The following is a 15,246-nucleotide window of genomic DNA, read 5'->3' on the forward strand; positions in this document are numbered from 1 at the left end:
CTTCGCTCACGGCTGCTCCTTGCGAGCCTGTTCCAGGCCAGAGTCGATCAGGTCCAGGTATTCCTGACGGAACACCTCGATGTCGTGTTGTTCCTGCAGATAGCGGTAGGCCTGTTCACCCTTGGCCTTGAGCTCGTCATCCGACAACGCCAGATAGTTATCCAGCGCGGCGACCAGACTCGGCACATCCTTCGGTGTGATTGCCAGGCCACCGGCACCTTCGATCAGCGGCAACATCGCCGGCACGTTCGAGGCGATCACCGGCAAATGCCCGCTCATGCCTTCGAGCAACGCCAGGCCCAGGCCTTCAGCCAGCGACGGCATGGTCCAAATGTCGAACGCACGCACGTATTGCAGCGCGTTCTCCTTGAAGCCCAGCAGGTGCGCCCGGCCGCTCAGGCCCAGCTGCTCGATCTCGGCCGCCAGCGGCGCTTGCAGGCGTCCGGCACCAATGATCGCCAACTGCGTGTTCGGGTATTTGTCTTTCAGCGCAGCAAACGCCTGCAGCAAATAGGTGTGGCCCTTGACCGATACCAGTCGACCCAGCGCGCCAATCAAACGCACCTGCGGGTCGATGCCCAATAGCTCGCGGGCTTTTTCACGGCTGTGCTGCAAGCCTTCGGCCTGCTCGATGTCGATGGCATTGGTGATGGCGTAGGTGTTCTGCTCGGTGAAACCGCAATCGCAGTCCAGCAGGTACTGTTTGACCGCCGGCGACACGCCGACGAAACGCCAGTGCCGATCAATCAGGCGCTGGGTCTGGCGGCGCCGGTAAAAGCGATCGTATTCGCCGAAACCGTGGGAGATGCCGATGCACAGCGGCACTTTCAACCAGCGATTGAGCGTGAGCATCATGTTCACCGGTTTGAAGCGGTTGCAGATCACCACGTCGAACTTTTCCCGGCGACAGAACTTGTACAGCTGCCACATCGCCCGCAGGCGCATGCCCTTGAGCGACTTGTCGGAAAACTCGAAATACACCGAACGGTCGGCCCGGCTGACCGGCTCGCCAGGGCCGGGCTTGCCACGCAGGAACGCGGCGGTGACCTCATAGCGCTCCGAGGGCAACGCCTTGACGATCTGTTCGGCCAGGTCGGCGAAATCATGGGCTTTGACGTTGTAGTCGGGTTGCAGCTGCAACACCTTGGACCGTTGACTCATGACTCTCCCCGCTGATCGCCCGGTTCACCGTGCTTCAATAACCAGAACAATTCCTGGCGTCTGACCGCTTTTCGAAAAAATTCGTTTTCCCCGTACACCGAGGGTGTCCGACCGGCCAGCAGGCGCTGAATCACTCGGCGCAGGCGACGCTTGAACGGTGCCGGTGGCTGCAGGTCATGCATCATGCCCAGCGCCATGGCTTTGTCCCGCTGCAGTTCGATCGACAGCGGCAGGCACAGCGGCTGCATCGCCACGGTCGAGTCAAAGGCCGGCGGCAGGGCGATGCCTTGCCCGGTGTTGCCCATCGGCCAGCGGTCGTTGTCGTGCAAATGGTTGGCGTAACCGAGCAGCGTCGGCTGCCAGTCGAGGCCATGCAAGGCCTGCAGGACGGCCTGCTGCGCGCAGATATGGTCAGGGTGCGGATCGAGGATCGGGTGCGGCAGCACGATCACCTCCGGGCGGGCGCGCAGCAACACTTCACGCAAATCGGCCAGCAGATTGTTCCAGGTTGGCGCGCCATCGGCATCGCCCGGCAAGCTGAACGGATTCAACTGGCGAAACAGTCGCGTGTCGTTCAGGTCTGCTTCCCGCGAACCCACTGCCTGATTCGGCGCAGCCTGCATCGCCGCCAGTTGCAGGCAGAAATACCCGAGCTGCACGCAATGTTCCTGCGGCACGCCGGCCCAGCGTGGCACCGCGAGGCTGTCCCAGGCCCGCAAACGGCCCTTGAGCCGCGCCGCCTCGACCTTGTTCAGGCCCATCTGCTGATAGTGTTCGGCTTCGATCTCGCCAGCGGTCAGGGTGACGATCCAGGCTTCATCGGCCTGGCTGTACAAGCCATAGGCGGCCAGCTCGGCATCGTCGGCGTGCGGGGCAATCACCATCACGCGTTGACGGCGGTAGTCCGGTTGTTCCAGCGCCCACAGCAGCGGCTCACCGGTCACCCGGCAGAACCTTGCGCGCAGACGCAACCGGCCTTGCGACAGGGCTTGCGCCTGGCCGCTGAGATTCAGGTAACGCAGGCCGTTGACGCCACGTTCGAAGGTCTGCGCATCAGGACTTGTCCCGCCCAGCAATTCGACACGCGGGTCGAAGAAGCGTCCGAGCCAGCTGCTTTTGACCCGCACCGCGAGGATCAGCGTGGCCTCGTCCACCAGCATCACGCCCTCGTCCAGGCGCAATTGCTCGCCGTTCAGATGGACCTTGGGCTGCGGTGTGAACGGCGGAAAGCTGTACTGGTAATCGTCTTTCGGCGAATAGAACAGATGATCGGCAAACCACGCTTCGTGAGCGACCCAGCCGACCACCGCGAGCACCAGCGGCAACCACCCTGCCACCAGCACACCGAGCGCTATCAACACGATCAGGGCGATCAGCAAGGTGATGCGTTTATTGCGACGATGACGCTTGAGCAGTTGCTGTTTACGGCTCATGGGCTGACTCATACGGTGAACACCGGCACAGGATTGCACCAGCGATCCTTGTATTCACGGTCGGCGCGACCGAAGGAGAAGCGCAGCGGCTTGTTCAGTGCCCGGGCGTGTTCCCAGGCGCTTTGCGTATTGAGGAAACTCAACACGCTGCCGGGGCTGAATTCGCGGGTTTCGGGATCGACGCCGCCGTTGATGTACTCGACGCTGATCCACTCCGGCGCTTCAACGCGGTACACCAGTTGAATCGCAATCGGCGCATCGTTGAGGAAGATTACCGAACCGATCAGCAATTCCCGCAGCAGCTCGATCACCTCGGCCATGCGTGCCGCGCCGGTAGCCGGGAAACCCCAGCGGCGCTGGAACAGATCACAGTAGATCGCGGCCAGCTCCGTACTGGAAAACTCGCCCACCGACCGCACCACACCGCCCGCCTCTTCCAGCAGGCGCAGCTCGCGGCGCTGGTTGTAGCGAAACTTCTTCGACAGCTCTTCCGGGGTACGGGCCATGGCCAGTTGTTCGGTCTGCAACTTGATGCCGCTGAAGCGGTTTTCGTTGAGCGCCGACAGATAGCGTGCACGATGTCGCAGCGGTGCCTGGGCATCGACGGCGGCCGGCAGGATCAGCTCGGCGTTGCCGAGGTCGAACAGGCCTTTCTTGCCATTGCGCTTGAGCACGTCCTTGGACAGTGCCAGATCGCGGCCCCAGGTCGGGATCGCCGCTTTGACTTCGCCGCCCTGCTCCCACGCCAGATAACGGACCGGGATGCCGGCCAGCGCGGCCAGACGTTCAACCACCAGTGGATGGGTCGCGACGCTGCCGCCAAAACGCTGCCAGGCGGTGGCATAGGTGGAGGCGTCAACGGGCGACCAGCCACGTTCGCGCCAGCCTTGAAATCGGTTGAGCATCAGCCCCTCGGTGCCAGATCGGTAACTTGCGGCAGACGCCAGAAGGTGTCGCGCACCGCACGGTCGGAGAAACGCTCACGCAGGCGATCGAGCATCAGCTCGGCGCACTGCCGGCGCTGCTGATCATCCATACCGGCCAAATGTTGCAGGCCTTGTGCAAGGTGTTCGGCATCGCCCAGCGGGAACAGGATGCCCACGCCCTCGACCACTTCCTTGGCCCCGCCACACGCGGTGGCGAGCAACGGTACGCCGGCGGCCATGGCCTCCAGCAGCACCATGCCGAACGGTTCGTGATCGGAACTCAGGGCAAACACATCGAACGCACGGAAGTAATTACGCGCCTCCGGCACCTGACCAAGAAACAGCACCCGGTCACCGATACCCAACTCGCGCGCCAGCTCCTTGAGGTCCTGTTCCAGACGGCCCTTGCCGAGGATCACCAGTTGGCTGTTGCCCGGCAGACCGGGCAACGCCGCGGCAAAGCCGTGCAGCAACGTGGCCTGATCCTTGTCCGGGTGCAGCCGTCCGACGTTGCCGACAATGAACGCATCCGCCGCCAGTCCCAACGTCTCGCGGGCTTCGCGGGCCGACACCTGACTGGCCTGCAAGGCCGGCACGTCGATGCGGTTGTACAGGGTCTGGATGCGGGTCGACGGCCATTTCGGCAGACAACGACGCATGTCGTCGCGGACCGCATCGGACACGCCGAGCAGGCTCAGACGCTTGCGGAAAATGTGCGCGAACAGCTTGCGCGTGCCGCGTTTGTAATCGTCAAACGCGTGGTGCACGCCAATCACCGGCAGCGACGTGCCGAGCAAGGCGATGTAGATCGGCTTGAAGCGATGGGCGATGCAGAAACTGAAATTGCGTGAAGCGGCGATCTTGCGCAGATCGCCGATGGCGCCCAGCTTCAGGCCACGAATGGCCTTGGAGCTGTATTCCATGAACAACACTTCATCGGAAGCACACGCGGCGGCCACCTCGCTATCGGCAGCCCCGGTCAGAAAGACCGTGGTCACCCGATAACCGGTGCCCGCGAACAGGCTGGCGTACTGCCGTGCGCAGTCGAGGAACGGCCCGTCATAGCCGTGACAGAACTGCAGCACATGGCGTTCAGCCGAGCGAGTCATAAGCGTTTGCACCCTCTTTGACCACCAGAATGTCTTCCATGATCAGGTACTGCAGATCGGAGCCGAAGAACATGTTCAGGGCGTCGGTCGGCGAGCAGATCATCGGTTCACCACGACGGTTCAGCGAGGTGTTCAGCGACACGCCGTTGCCGGTGAGGTTTTCCAGCGCCTTCATCATGTCGTAGTAGCGCGGGTTATATTCGCGCTTGAGCACCTGGGCCCGGGAAGTACCGTCTTCGTGGACGACTTCCGGCACGCGGGTCTTCCACTCCTCCGCCACTTCGAAGGTGAAGGTCATGAACGGCGCAGGGTGATCGATCTTGATCATCTGTGGTGCCACGGTGTCGAGCATCGACGGGCAGAAAGGCCTCCAGCGCTCGCGGAACTTGATCTGGTGGTTGATGCGGTCAGCCACACCGGCCACGCTCGGGCAACCGATGATCGAACGACCACCCAGTGCACGCGGACCGAACTCCATGCGCCCCTGGAACCAGGCCACCGGGTTGCCATCGACCATGATCTTGGCGATCTGCTCCGGCATGTTGTCCAGCTTGCGCCAGGTCGGCTTGTTCTCGTGACGGGCGCACGCGGCGATCACATCTTCGTTGCTGTACGACGGGCCGAGGTAGACGTGTTCCATCTTCTCGACCGGCACGCCACGGGCGTTGGAGACATAGGCCGCTGCGCCGACTGCAGTGCCGGCGTCGCCGGAGGCAGGCTGCACGAACAGCTCTTTGACGTCGTCACGGGCGATGATTTTCTGGTTGAGCTTGACGTTCAACGCACAGCCACCGGCGTAGGCCAGTTTGCCGGTTTCCTTGAGCACGTCGCCCAGGTAGTAGTCGATCATCTGCAGCGCAATTTTTTCGAACAGCGCTTGAATGCTCGCGGCGTAGTGGATGTACGGCTCGTCGGCGATGTCGCCTTCGCGCTTCGGACCCAGCCACTCGATCAGCTTCGGCGAGAAGTAGTAACCCTTGCCCTTCTCTTTGTAGCGACGCAGGCCGATGACGTTGGCGTAGTCGGTGTTGATCACCAGCTCGCCGTTTTCGAACGAAGCCAGGCGCGAGAAATCGTATTTGCTGGCGTCGCCATACGGCGCCATGCCCATGACCTTGAACTCACCGTCGAGCATGTCGAAACCGAGGAACTCGGTAATCGCGCCGTACAGGCCGCCGAGGGAGTCCGGATCGAAGAATTCCTTGATCTTGTGGATCTTGCCGTTTTCGCCGTAACCGAAGAAGGTCGTGGCGTACTCGCCCTTGCCGTCGATGCCGAGGATCGCGGTTTTCTCTTTGAAACCCGAGCAGTGGTAGGCGCTGGAGGCGTGAGCCAAGTGGTGTTCGACCGGCTCGATCTTGATCTTCTTCGGATCAAAACCCAGTTGCTCCAGGCACCAGACGATCTTGTTGCGATAGCGCTTGTAACGACGGTTGCCCATCAGGATCGCGTCGAGTGCGCGGTCCGGTGCGTACCAGTAACGCTTGGCGTACTGCCAGCGGGCCTTGCCGAAAATGCTGATCGGGGCGAACGGAATCGCCACCACGTCAACGTCGGATGGCTTGATACCGGCCTGTTCCAGGCAGAACTTCGCCGATTCGTAGGGCATGCGGTTCTTTGCATGCTTATCGCGGACGAAGCGCTCTTCTTCAGCCGCCGCCACCAGCTTGCCGTCGATGTACAAGGCGGCTGAAGGGTCATGGCTAAGGGCGCCGGACAGGCCAAGAATCGTCAATGCCACAGGGTCTAGCCTCTTTAGTCTGCATTCAGGCGCGATGCGCCTTGAAAATTGATGTGCCCTCGCACCGGGCGAGAGACAGCTAAAGGGCGGGATTATAGCGTAAAAGCGCCGACAAGCCTCTAGCGGAACTGGCGGGCCTTCGCGTTGACACTCCCGAACCTCTCAACATAGACTCCTGTGCAAATGGACTGGGGGATCCCGGTCGGCGCTAATGCCTCGGTGAGATCACCGGGGCTTTTCGCTTTCTGAAGGCGGGAAAACCTTCAAACCCCAGTTCTCGAAACCTTCCCCGGCACTGTCCCGCCCTCCGCTGCAATAGAACTTGCGCTTGAGCACGTCAAAAGCTCGATTATCCTGACCGCCCCTCAAAACGCTCATGCCGATGGGTCTTGCAACAAGATCAGCCAGCTGCAATCCAGTGGAATTTACCTGTTTTGTGGCGAAGACAATTTCAAACGGCATCTGTATACCCAGCCGGTTTGCCCCACCACATACCCTACGGAACTCCAGCTCAAGCTCGTTATCTTCGCGCTTGCCTCGCCGCTCGAAAATCACGTGCGTTAACGCTTTCTGTTGATGCTTTTCCTGCAAAAACTCATGCAGCGTTTCCAGACAGAAACCAACAGCCAGGTGATAGGGATTGTCTGCAGCAGCCTGTTTTTCACGCAGCAAGGCCTTGTCGATGACGCAACTGATCAGGACGAAATTGCTGGCCTCGATAATGCCGGTCAACTCGTCAAGAAAGGCGTGCTTGTGCGCTCTTGAAGTGAACAGGCTGGAGAATGCGCCTTTTTCCTTTCGAATCTCGAGCTCGTGCAGCCCGATCAGATCGTGCCCCATATGGTTGAACTTGAATTTCTGGACGGCCGGAATGACCTTTTCGCAGTAATGCCTTTTGTGAAAGACGCAAAAAGCGAGCACGAATATCGGGTAATAGGGGTCCAGCTTCTGCATCCCGTGATCGCCGCTTTCATCAACATAGATGACGAAGTCGCTGTATTTCCCGGATGGATACAAAAGTGCTGTCGCCTCGACAATCGCCTGCGACTCGCTCTGGTTTTCAAACAGAGAAAACTGCAAAGCAAGCTACCCGCGACCCATTCGCCAATAGATGCTGATGTTGCCATCCATGACCTGTTGATAAATCGTGTACGGCAAAACCACCGTATCCAGTACACCGGACAACGGCAGATCCAGCAGCACGAATGGCAACAGCACGCCCGTCGGGTCAGGCGGGGCATTCAATACGCAGAAATCGAATGCCAGACCACTGTAGATCCGCGGAATCGATTGGCAGTAGGTTTTCTGTTTGCGCATGTCGCGAGCGACGTCAGCGTCCATTTGCAGCACCGAGGCGGTGGTGCCGCAGCCGGATAAAAGCCATGCGCAGGTGCCGAGTGTTATGGCGTTTTTGATGGTCAAGGTTTGCCCTCCGAGGTGGTCAGGGCAAGCTAGCATCGGGGCTGGAGCGGGCACAGTTCATGGCTTCTGGAGAAGCTGTAGGACAAGTCAGTGGTGCTTGTCCGTCATTGCTCAACGGGGGACTTGAGGGGCTTTAAATTCCCGTCGCGAGCAGGCTCACTCCTACAGAGGAATGCATCCGATCCAGGACTGAGCTTGCTCGCGAGGGTGGTTCAGGCCGCGCTGGAGATGTCTTTGGGCAACCGCTGATCGATCACCTGATACAACGCGCTGCTCTCGGGCCAGTTGCGCATGAACCGTGCCCGGTCCCGCGCATAGGCCGGCGCGAAACGGCTGACAGACGCGTGCTGACACATCGAGTCCAGGTCGATCAGCGCCCAGCGATCCGCCTGCCAGAACAGGTTATGGCCCTTGAAATCTCCATGGCTGATGCGCTCGGCGATCAGCCGTGCAAACAGTTGGTCCAGCGCCAGCAGTTCGGACTCTGGCGCCGCGCCGCTTTCGACGTACGGGGCGAAGCGCTCGATGATGTCCGGCCCCGGCAGGAACTCGGTCACCAGATAGGCGCGACTGCGTAGCCAGAGGAAGCGCTTTTCCAGCACCGCCAGCGGTTTTGGCGTGGCGATGCCGAGGAATGCCAGGCGATTGCCTTCACGCCACGAGTGCCACGCACGGCTTGGCCGCCAAAAACGCTTGAACCAGTGCGCAAAACCTTTGATGTTGTAGCGCTTGATCACCAGCGTGCGCCCGGCCACCTCGACCTTGCCAACGCTCGCCGCGCCGCCGGTCTTGTACAGATGGCCCCGATCGAGCAACGCATCGGCCTGCTCCAGCACCGGCAGCATCGCCGCTGCTTCCTCGCGACGGATCGCCCGCAGGCCAAACGCACCACGTTGCACACTGAACAAGCTGCACTCGCGGCCGACCTTGATCAGGTAATCCTTCAGGCGCCAGGCGCGAACCTTGGCGATCTGCTTCTGCAGCGCTTCCAGCGGCAATGCATGCTCGCTGTTGCTCAGCAGGTAATAGACCAGCAATTCTTCGGTGAACGGCTCCAGCGACTTGGGCAACTGGGCAAAAAATACCCCGAGGTTTTCCAGCACCTTCTGTCGCGACAACGGCTGACCGGCGGTCTCGGCGCAAATCCCGGCACCATCGATCAGGTACAACTGACCGCCATGGCGCAGCAGGTTGTCCAAGTGCAGGTCTTCCTGCCACAGACCCTTGCCATGTAGCTGGCCGATGGCCCCCAGTGCCTCGGCCAGTACCGCCGACTGCTCGTCCGCCAGCACTGGCAACGCCTCGACCTGTTGCCAGGCATCGCCAAGGCTTTCGGCGTTTTCAAGAAATTCGAACAGCAGCCAGCCGCCCTCGCCGTCCTGCAAGCCATCGGCCAGCAGCAACGGTGTGGTCAGACCCTGGTCAGCAAGCAATTTGACGCCCGCCAGCTCACGCTGAAAATGCCGTGCGGCCTTGCTGCCCACCAGCAATTTGGCCAGCACCGGCCGCCCGCGCCAGACCCCGGCACCGACATAGCGCTGCCCGGGCAACACCCGCAGCAGGCTCAGCAATTGCAGATCCGCAGGGCCTGCCGCATCGGCGAGCGAAATCGTCAGCGGCAGACTCGGCGTGCGTCCGGCATTTTTCAGTTCAGCCAAGCGCATCAACGGCTCTCCTTGCGACTGCGACGTACAGTCAGTCGCGAAACCCAACTGTCGACCAGCGAGCTGCCGATTGGCTGATCGAGATAGGCCGCGAGCAACTCGCGCAATTGCGCTTCGCTCCATTCCGGCGCGCGACGCAGCAGCGGTTCCAGATCCTTGACTCGATCACGCTGACCGAACAGCAATGGCCGGGTCTTTTCCAGGTCGATCAGTTGCGCCCGATAACGCTCGCCGTCAGCCTGCAAAAAGATGTGTTTCGGATAAAAGCAGCCGTGCACCTGACGCACGCCGTGCAGCTGGCGCGCCAGTTGCCCGCAAGCCTGGAGAATCGCCGACTGCTGCGCGGCGCTCAGCTCGGACCAGCGCTGCAACAGCGAATCGAGGTCGTCCCAACCGTCGAGGGCACGGGTCAGCAGGATCGCCTGGACGTCGCCCTTGACCTTGCGCTCACCGAAGAACGCCGCTTGCAGCGCGGGGATCCCCAGTTTGTTGTAACGGCTGATGTTGCGAAACTCGCGGGCGAAACTCGGTTCGCCGAACGGCGCGTGCAGGGTGCGGGTCAGATAGTTGCTCTGACGCTTGAGGTAGTACGCCTGGCCTTCCAGCTCCAGGCGAAACACGCTGCTCCAGCCACCGCCATCGGTGTTCGGCTCGTCCACCGCTTCGAGCTGTTTGGCCCAGAGCGCATCGAAAGTGCCGAGGCCATGACGCTCAAGCAGCGCCCGGTCTTCAGCGGCCAGGAAATCAGTCATTCGCGTCCCTCGAAAAATCTCACCACGTGACGAATCCGTTTCTTGTCGGCGGCATTGAGCCGATCACGTCCGCGGTATTGCAGGTAGAAGCGCAGGCGCTGGGTGTTCGACAGGTGATATTTGGCCACCTTGTCGAGACAGGCCAGGTCCTTGGTGATCCGGTACTTGAGCCAGAAGCCGCGCCAGAAATCGCCGTTCGGGCAGTCGATCAGATACACCTGCGCCTGATCGTCGATCAGCAGGTTGCGCCACTTCAGGTCGTTATGGGTAAAGCGGTGATCGTGCATGGTCCGGGTGTAAACCGCCAATTGCCGACTGACGCCATCGACCCAGCGGCGATCCTTGAGTTTCGGATCATTGCGTTCGGCCAGCGCCGAGAGGTCTTCGGTGCGCGGCAGTTCGCGGGTGATCATCGCCCCACGGGCATAGGCGGCGCCCCGTCGCTCCAGCCCCCAGGCCACCACTTCAGCGGTGGGGATGCCCCACTTGGCGAAGCGCTTGAGGTTCTGCCACTCCATCTTCACCCGTGGCTTGCCGAGGTAACGGCGCAAGCCTTTACCGGCGCCGACGTAGCGTTTGACGTAGTAATTGACGCCGTTGCGCTGCACACGGATGACTTCCGACAGCGGGTCGCGGGTCAGGCGCTCGCCTTGCAGGGCAAACACCGCTTCGAGGCTGCCGAAGTCTTCGGCCAGATCGCGGTATGGCGGCTCCAGAATCCAACCCGCCATCAGAGCGCATCCCCGTAACGCTGTTTACGCGCGTAGAGCTTGTTGGCCTTGCCTTCGAGCCAGCTCAACAGCGGCGCTTCTTCGGCCAGAATCTGCCGTAGCGGTTGCTGGAAATAGCCTTTGAGGAAACGCAGCTTGTCGCGACGGGTCAGGCCGATGTCCAGCGCCGAGAAATACAGCGCCGCCAGGTCCTTGTTGCGCCAGCGTTGAGTGATCTTGGCACGGGTCTGGGCGCGGTGCAGGTCGATCACCGACAGCTTGAAATCTTGCGGGGTGATCGGCTTGTCGGTGTGCAGCAGAAAGTGGCAGATGTAGCAGTCGCGATGGTTGACCCCGGCGCGGTGCATCATGCCAGTCATGCGCGCCACTTCAGCGATCAGCGCGCGCTTGAGCGTTGGCTGCGGCGGCTGCTTGACCCAGTCGATGCTGTAGTCTTCGAGGCTGATGGTCGGCGCCAGTTCTTCGGTGACGATAAACGAGTGCTGATCGGCCGGGTTGCTGCCCTTCTCGCCGTACGCGACAGCGGTCATGGTCGGTACGCCGACTTGCTGCAGACGCTGGATCGCCTTCCACTCCTGACCCGCGCCGAGCACCGGCAGCTTGGCGGTCAGCAGGTTCTTGAAGATCTCGCCCCAGCCAATGCCACGGTGGATCTTGACGAAAAATCCGTTGCCTTCGACTTCCGTGCGCAGCGTCCGTCGAGCTTCCAGCTCGCGGTAGACCTCGCCCTGCAAGCCTTCGACTTCGGCGAACGGGTCACGTCCGGCCCACAGGCTCTTGAACGGTTCAGCCAGCATCAACTTCATTTAAGCGTGCTCCGCCAGAATCACATCGGCCGCGTGCTGCGGCATGCTGTAGAGGTCAGCCGTCTCGGCGAAAGCCAGACCATTGCGGCTCCAGGCCGCGCGCGCAGAGGCGTCGCTCAACATGTCAGTCAGGTATTGCGTCAGTTGCGCCTGATCGAACGGCTCGTCCAGCACTCGCCCGGCGTCCGCCTCGGCGATGTAATGGGCGTAACCGCAGACCGCGCTGACCAGCACCGGCAAACCGGCCACCAGCGCCTCGAGCAGCACCGTACCAGTGTTTTCGTTGTACGCCGGGTGGATCAACAGGTCGGCGCCCAGCAGGAAACGCGGGATATCGCTGCGGCCCTTGAGGAACGTCACGTTGTCGCCCAGGCCCAAAGTTGCACTCTGCATCTGGAACAATTTGGGGTCATCCTGGCCAATTACAAACAGCCGGGTGCGTTTCTTCAGCTCGGCGGGCAATGCCGCCAGCGCCTTGAGGCTGCGGTCGACGCCCTTGGTCTTGAACCCGGAACCGATCTGCACCAGCAGCAGCTCGTCATCCTTGAGATTGAATTCGGCGCGGAAACCTGCGCGAATCTCATCGGCATCCGCCGGACGCCGACGGTCCTGGGCGATGCCCGGCGGCAGCAGGTGGAAGCGCTCAAGCGGGGTGTAGTAGTGCTTGATGAACAGCGGCTGCTGCACTTCGGAAATCATCAACACTTCGGTTTTCGCGTCTTTGCCGAACACCGCGCGCTCGTACTCGGCGAAGTGGCGATAGCGACCCCAGCGGCGGTACAGCGAATGACGCAGGTTCTGCGCCTTGTCTTCGAAACAGCCGTCGGCGGCGTAGTAGACGTCCAGACCCGGCATCTTGTTGAAGCCGATCAGCCGGTCCACCGGACGCTTGGCCAGGTCAGCCTCCATCCACGCAGTGAGTTTCTCGTTGCGCCGATGGTTGAAGAACGCCTTGACCGGCGCCACCAGCACTTCGAAACCGGGCGGCACGTCGCCTTCCCAGATCAGCGTGTAGACGCGAATCTGGTGACCGCGCTTCTGGCACTCGAGGGCGATGCGCATGAAGTCGCGCTGCAAGCCACCGAACGGGAAATATTTGTACAGGACGAATGCCAATTGCATCAGCGCAGCTCCTCAGCCATTAACAACGTGCTCAGTCGGCTGGCGACACGCTCGGGATTCACACGCGTGAAGCACAGAGGCTGCTCGCGTTTCAGGTCAAACTGACGGGCATCCTGCGCAGTCGGTTGGTAGGTGCATTTCTTTTGCAGGCAAGGGGCGCAGGGGAAATCACTGGCCATGTGAATCTGCACCTTGCCGTAGGCGCCGGTCAGACCCGGGTTGGTCGGGCCGAACAGCGAAATCGTCGGCACGTCCAGCGCGGCCGCCAGATGGCCGAGGCCGGTGTCGACCGCGACACAGGCCTGGGCACCGGCCAGCACTTTGCCGACGCCGGCTAGATTGAGCTTCGGCAACACTTCGGCGTGTTTGAAACCGGCGGCAATGCGTTCAGCGCGGGCCTTCTCCAGCGGGTTGCCCCACGGCAGTTTGACCCCGACGCCCAGATAGCCGACCCGCTCGGTCAGCTCGCGCCAGTAGGCTTCCGGCCAGTGCTTGGTGTCCCACGTGGTGCCGTGCAGGAACACCACGAACGCGCTCTTGCGCGGCAATTCCACCAGACGCTCGACGTTCAGGCCGTAATCGCCCAGCCCTTTGGGCAAGTCATAACCGAGGGCGATGGCGAACAACTGCCGTACGCGCTCGACCGCGTGCTGCCCGCGAGCCACGGCCAGTTTGCGATCATAAAAACGTGCAGCGATCGGCTCACGCGCCGAGCCTTTATCAAGGCCGGCCACCGGGGCTTTGACGTAGCGTGTCAGCCAGGCACTTTTCAGCAGGCCCTGGGCATCGATCACCAAGTCATATTTGCTGGCGCGCACGCTTTGCTTGAAGCGCTTCCACTCGCCGCTCTTGAGGGTCTGCCAGAGATTCTTGCGCCAGCGACGAATCGCCACCGGAATCACCTTGCCGACGGCCGGGTGCCAGGTCGGGATCTCGGCGAAGCCTTCTTCCACCACCCAGTCGAACTTGATCCCGGGAATGGCTCGGGCCGCGTCGGTCAGCGCTGGCAACGCATGAATCACGTCGCCCAGCGATGAAGTCTTGATCAGCAATACCCGCAACTTAATGAACCTCGACCACGGAGCCCTGCAGTTTCTGCAAGGCATCGTTGACCGCGTCCGGCATCAGCTGGCGCAGGCAGTTGTAATGGCCGAAACGGCAGGTGCGGTCGAAGCAAGGACTGCAATCGAGGCCCAGACGAACGATTTCGACGTGCTCGGCCAACGGCGGGGTGAAACCCGGCGAAGTCGAGCCATAGACCGCCACCAGCGGCCGGTTGAGCGCCGCCGCCACGTGCATCAGGCCGGAGTCGTTGGACACCACCGAATCAGCGCAGGACAGCAGGTCGATGGCTTCGGCCAGCGAGGTGCCGCCACTGAGGTTGACCGACTCTTCACGCAGGCCGGGAATCAGCCGCGCGCGGATATCTTCGCCCACCGCGTGATCGTTTTTCGAGCCGAACAGCCACACTTGCCAGCCTTCGCGAATCCGCGCCTCGGCGACCTTGGCGTAATGCTCGGACGGCCAGCGCTTGGACTCGCCGAACTCGGCGCCGGGGCACAGGGCCAACACCGGGCGGTCGAGGGTCAGGCCGAACTTGGCCAGCGCCGCTTCGCGGGTCACCGGGTCGATCTGCAGGCTCGGGCGCGGATAAGGTTTCGGCAGTTCGGCGTTCGGCTCGTAAGCCAGGGCCATGAAGCGCTCGATCATCAGCGGATAGCGTTCTTTATCCAGCGTGCGCACGTCATTGAGCAGGCCGTAGCGGAACTCGCCGCGCCAGCCGGTGCGCTGCTTGATGCCGGCGAAAAACGGCACCAGCGCCGACTTCAGCGAGTTCGGCAGCAGGATCGCCTGATCGTACTGACCGGCCAGGGATTTGCCGATCCGCCGGCGCGTCGCCAGCTCCAGCGCGCCATGGCCGAGCGGAAAGCTCAAGGCCTTGCGCACTTCAGGCATGCGCTCAAGGATCGGCCGGCTCCACTCGGGGGCCAGCACGTCGATTTCGCATTGCGGGTGGCGCTGCTTGAGACACTGAAACAGTGTCTGCGCCATCACCATGTCACCGACCCAACTGGGCCCAACGATCAGAATATTCATGTGGTTTCCATAAACGAACCGGGGAGGCATTACGCCTCCCCGCCTCGAGAATCACAGTGGGAATGTGGCGGCTTGCGATGGGGCATTACCTTCAACATTTCTGTCGACTGTCACTCCGCTATCGCGAGCAGGCTCGCTCCTACATGGTTTTGCATCTGTTCACATATCTGCGACTCACTGCAGATCTATTGTAGGAGTGAGCCTGCTCGCGATGGGGTCGTTACATTCAACATTGAAGTCGTCTGATACTCCGCTATCGCGAGCAGGCTCACTCCTACAGGG

At 61.5% G+C, this 15,246-nt stretch carries 14 protein-coding genes; all 14 read right to left on the reverse strand.

Features of this window, described 5'->3' with window-relative positions:
• Positions 1-6: 6 nt before the first annotated feature.
• The 14 genes from J5M57_RS21435 to waaF all read right to left on the reverse strand — a co-directional run bounded on the left by J5M57_RS21435 (position 7) and on the right by waaF (position 14,964).
• The gene (locus tag J5M57_RS21435; RefSeq protein ID WP_207849140.1) at positions 7-1,161 is read right to left on the reverse strand and encodes a glycosyltransferase family 4 protein; all 1,155 of its coding nucleotides are present in this window, start codon (positions 1,159-1,161) and stop codon (positions 7-9) included.
• Complete coding sequence (locus tag J5M57_RS21440; RefSeq protein ID WP_207849141.1) at positions 1,158-2,594, reverse strand: PIG-L family deacetylase; 1,437 nt, start codon at positions 2,592-2,594, stop codon at positions 1,158-1,160. The genes J5M57_RS21435 and J5M57_RS21440 overlap by 4 nt, the downstream gene beginning before the upstream one ends.
• A gap of 8 nt (positions 2,595-2,602) precedes the next feature.
• A complete protein-coding gene (locus J5M57_RS21445) occupies positions 2,603-3,499 on the reverse strand; it encodes an antimicrobial resistance protein Mig-14 (RefSeq protein ID WP_207849142.1) in 897 nt (298 codons plus the stop codon).
• On the reverse strand, positions 3,499-4,629 hold the full coding sequence (locus J5M57_RS21450) for a glycosyltransferase (protein ID WP_064585661.1): 1,131 nt from the start codon (positions 4,627-4,629) through the stop codon (positions 3,499-3,501). Before J5M57_RS21450 ends, J5M57_RS21445 begins: the two co-directional genes overlap by 1 nt.
• Positions 4,613-6,370: a carbamoyltransferase gene (locus tag J5M57_RS21455; protein ID WP_064585660.1), complete on the reverse strand. Its 1,758-nt coding sequence runs from the start codon at positions 6,368-6,370 to the stop codon at positions 4,613-4,615. Before J5M57_RS21455 ends, J5M57_RS21450 begins: the two co-directional genes overlap by 17 nt.
• Positions 6,371-6,595: 225 nt before the next feature.
• A complete protein-coding gene (locus tag J5M57_RS21460; RefSeq protein ID WP_166495991.1) occupies positions 6,596-7,450 on the reverse strand; it encodes a DUF3800 domain-containing protein in 855 nt (284 codons plus the stop codon).
• A gap of 6 nt (positions 7,451-7,456) precedes the next feature.
• Complete coding sequence (locus J5M57_RS21465) at positions 7,457-7,792, reverse strand: YceK/YidQ family lipoprotein (RefSeq protein ID WP_207849143.1); 336 nt, start codon at positions 7,790-7,792, stop codon at positions 7,457-7,459.
• A gap of 212 nt (positions 7,793-8,004) precedes the next feature.
• Positions 8,005-9,456 carry a lipopolysaccharide kinase InaA family protein gene (locus tag J5M57_RS21470; RefSeq protein WP_207849144.1) on the reverse strand — a complete coding sequence of 484 codons (1,452 nt, stop codon included), beginning with the start codon at positions 9,454-9,456 and terminating at the stop codon, positions 8,005-8,007.
• Entirely contained in the window at positions 9,456-10,208 is a 753-nt protein-coding gene (locus tag J5M57_RS21475; RefSeq protein ID WP_207849145.1) for a lipopolysaccharide kinase InaA family protein, read from the reverse strand. Before J5M57_RS21475 ends, J5M57_RS21470 begins: the two co-directional genes overlap by 1 nt.
• Complete coding sequence (locus J5M57_RS21480) at positions 10,205-10,939, reverse strand: lipopolysaccharide kinase InaA family protein (RefSeq protein WP_064585656.1); 735 nt, start codon at positions 10,937-10,939, stop codon at positions 10,205-10,207. Before J5M57_RS21480 ends, J5M57_RS21475 begins: the two co-directional genes overlap by 4 nt.
• Positions 10,939-11,745 carry a lipopolysaccharide core heptose(I) kinase RfaP gene (gene rfaP / locus J5M57_RS21485; protein ID WP_207849146.1) on the reverse strand — a complete coding sequence of 269 codons (807 nt, stop codon included), beginning with the start codon at positions 11,743-11,745 and terminating at the stop codon, positions 10,939-10,941. Before rfaP ends, J5M57_RS21480 begins: the two co-directional genes overlap by 1 nt.
• Positions 11,746-12,867: a glycosyltransferase family 4 protein gene (locus J5M57_RS21490; protein ID WP_207849147.1), complete on the reverse strand. Its 1,122-nt coding sequence runs from the start codon at positions 12,865-12,867 to the stop codon at positions 11,746-11,748.
• Positions 12,867-13,928, reverse strand: a complete 1,062-nt coding sequence (gene waaC, locus J5M57_RS21495) for a lipopolysaccharide heptosyltransferase I (protein WP_207849148.1) — start codon at positions 13,926-13,928, stop codon at positions 12,867-12,869. The genes J5M57_RS21490 and waaC overlap by 1 nt, the downstream gene beginning before the upstream one ends.
• A 1-nt stretch (position 13,929) precedes the next feature.
• Positions 13,930-14,964, reverse strand: a complete 1,035-nt coding sequence (waaF, locus tag J5M57_RS21500; protein WP_047290935.1) for a lipopolysaccharide heptosyltransferase II — start codon at positions 14,962-14,964, stop codon at positions 13,930-13,932.
• Positions 14,965-15,246 lie beyond the last annotated feature (282 nt).

It is taken from the genome of Pseudomonas sp. 86_A, assembly GCF_017491705.1.
GTDB lineage: Bacteria > Pseudomonadota > Gammaproteobacteria > Pseudomonadales > Pseudomonadaceae > Aquipseudomonas > Aquipseudomonas koreensis.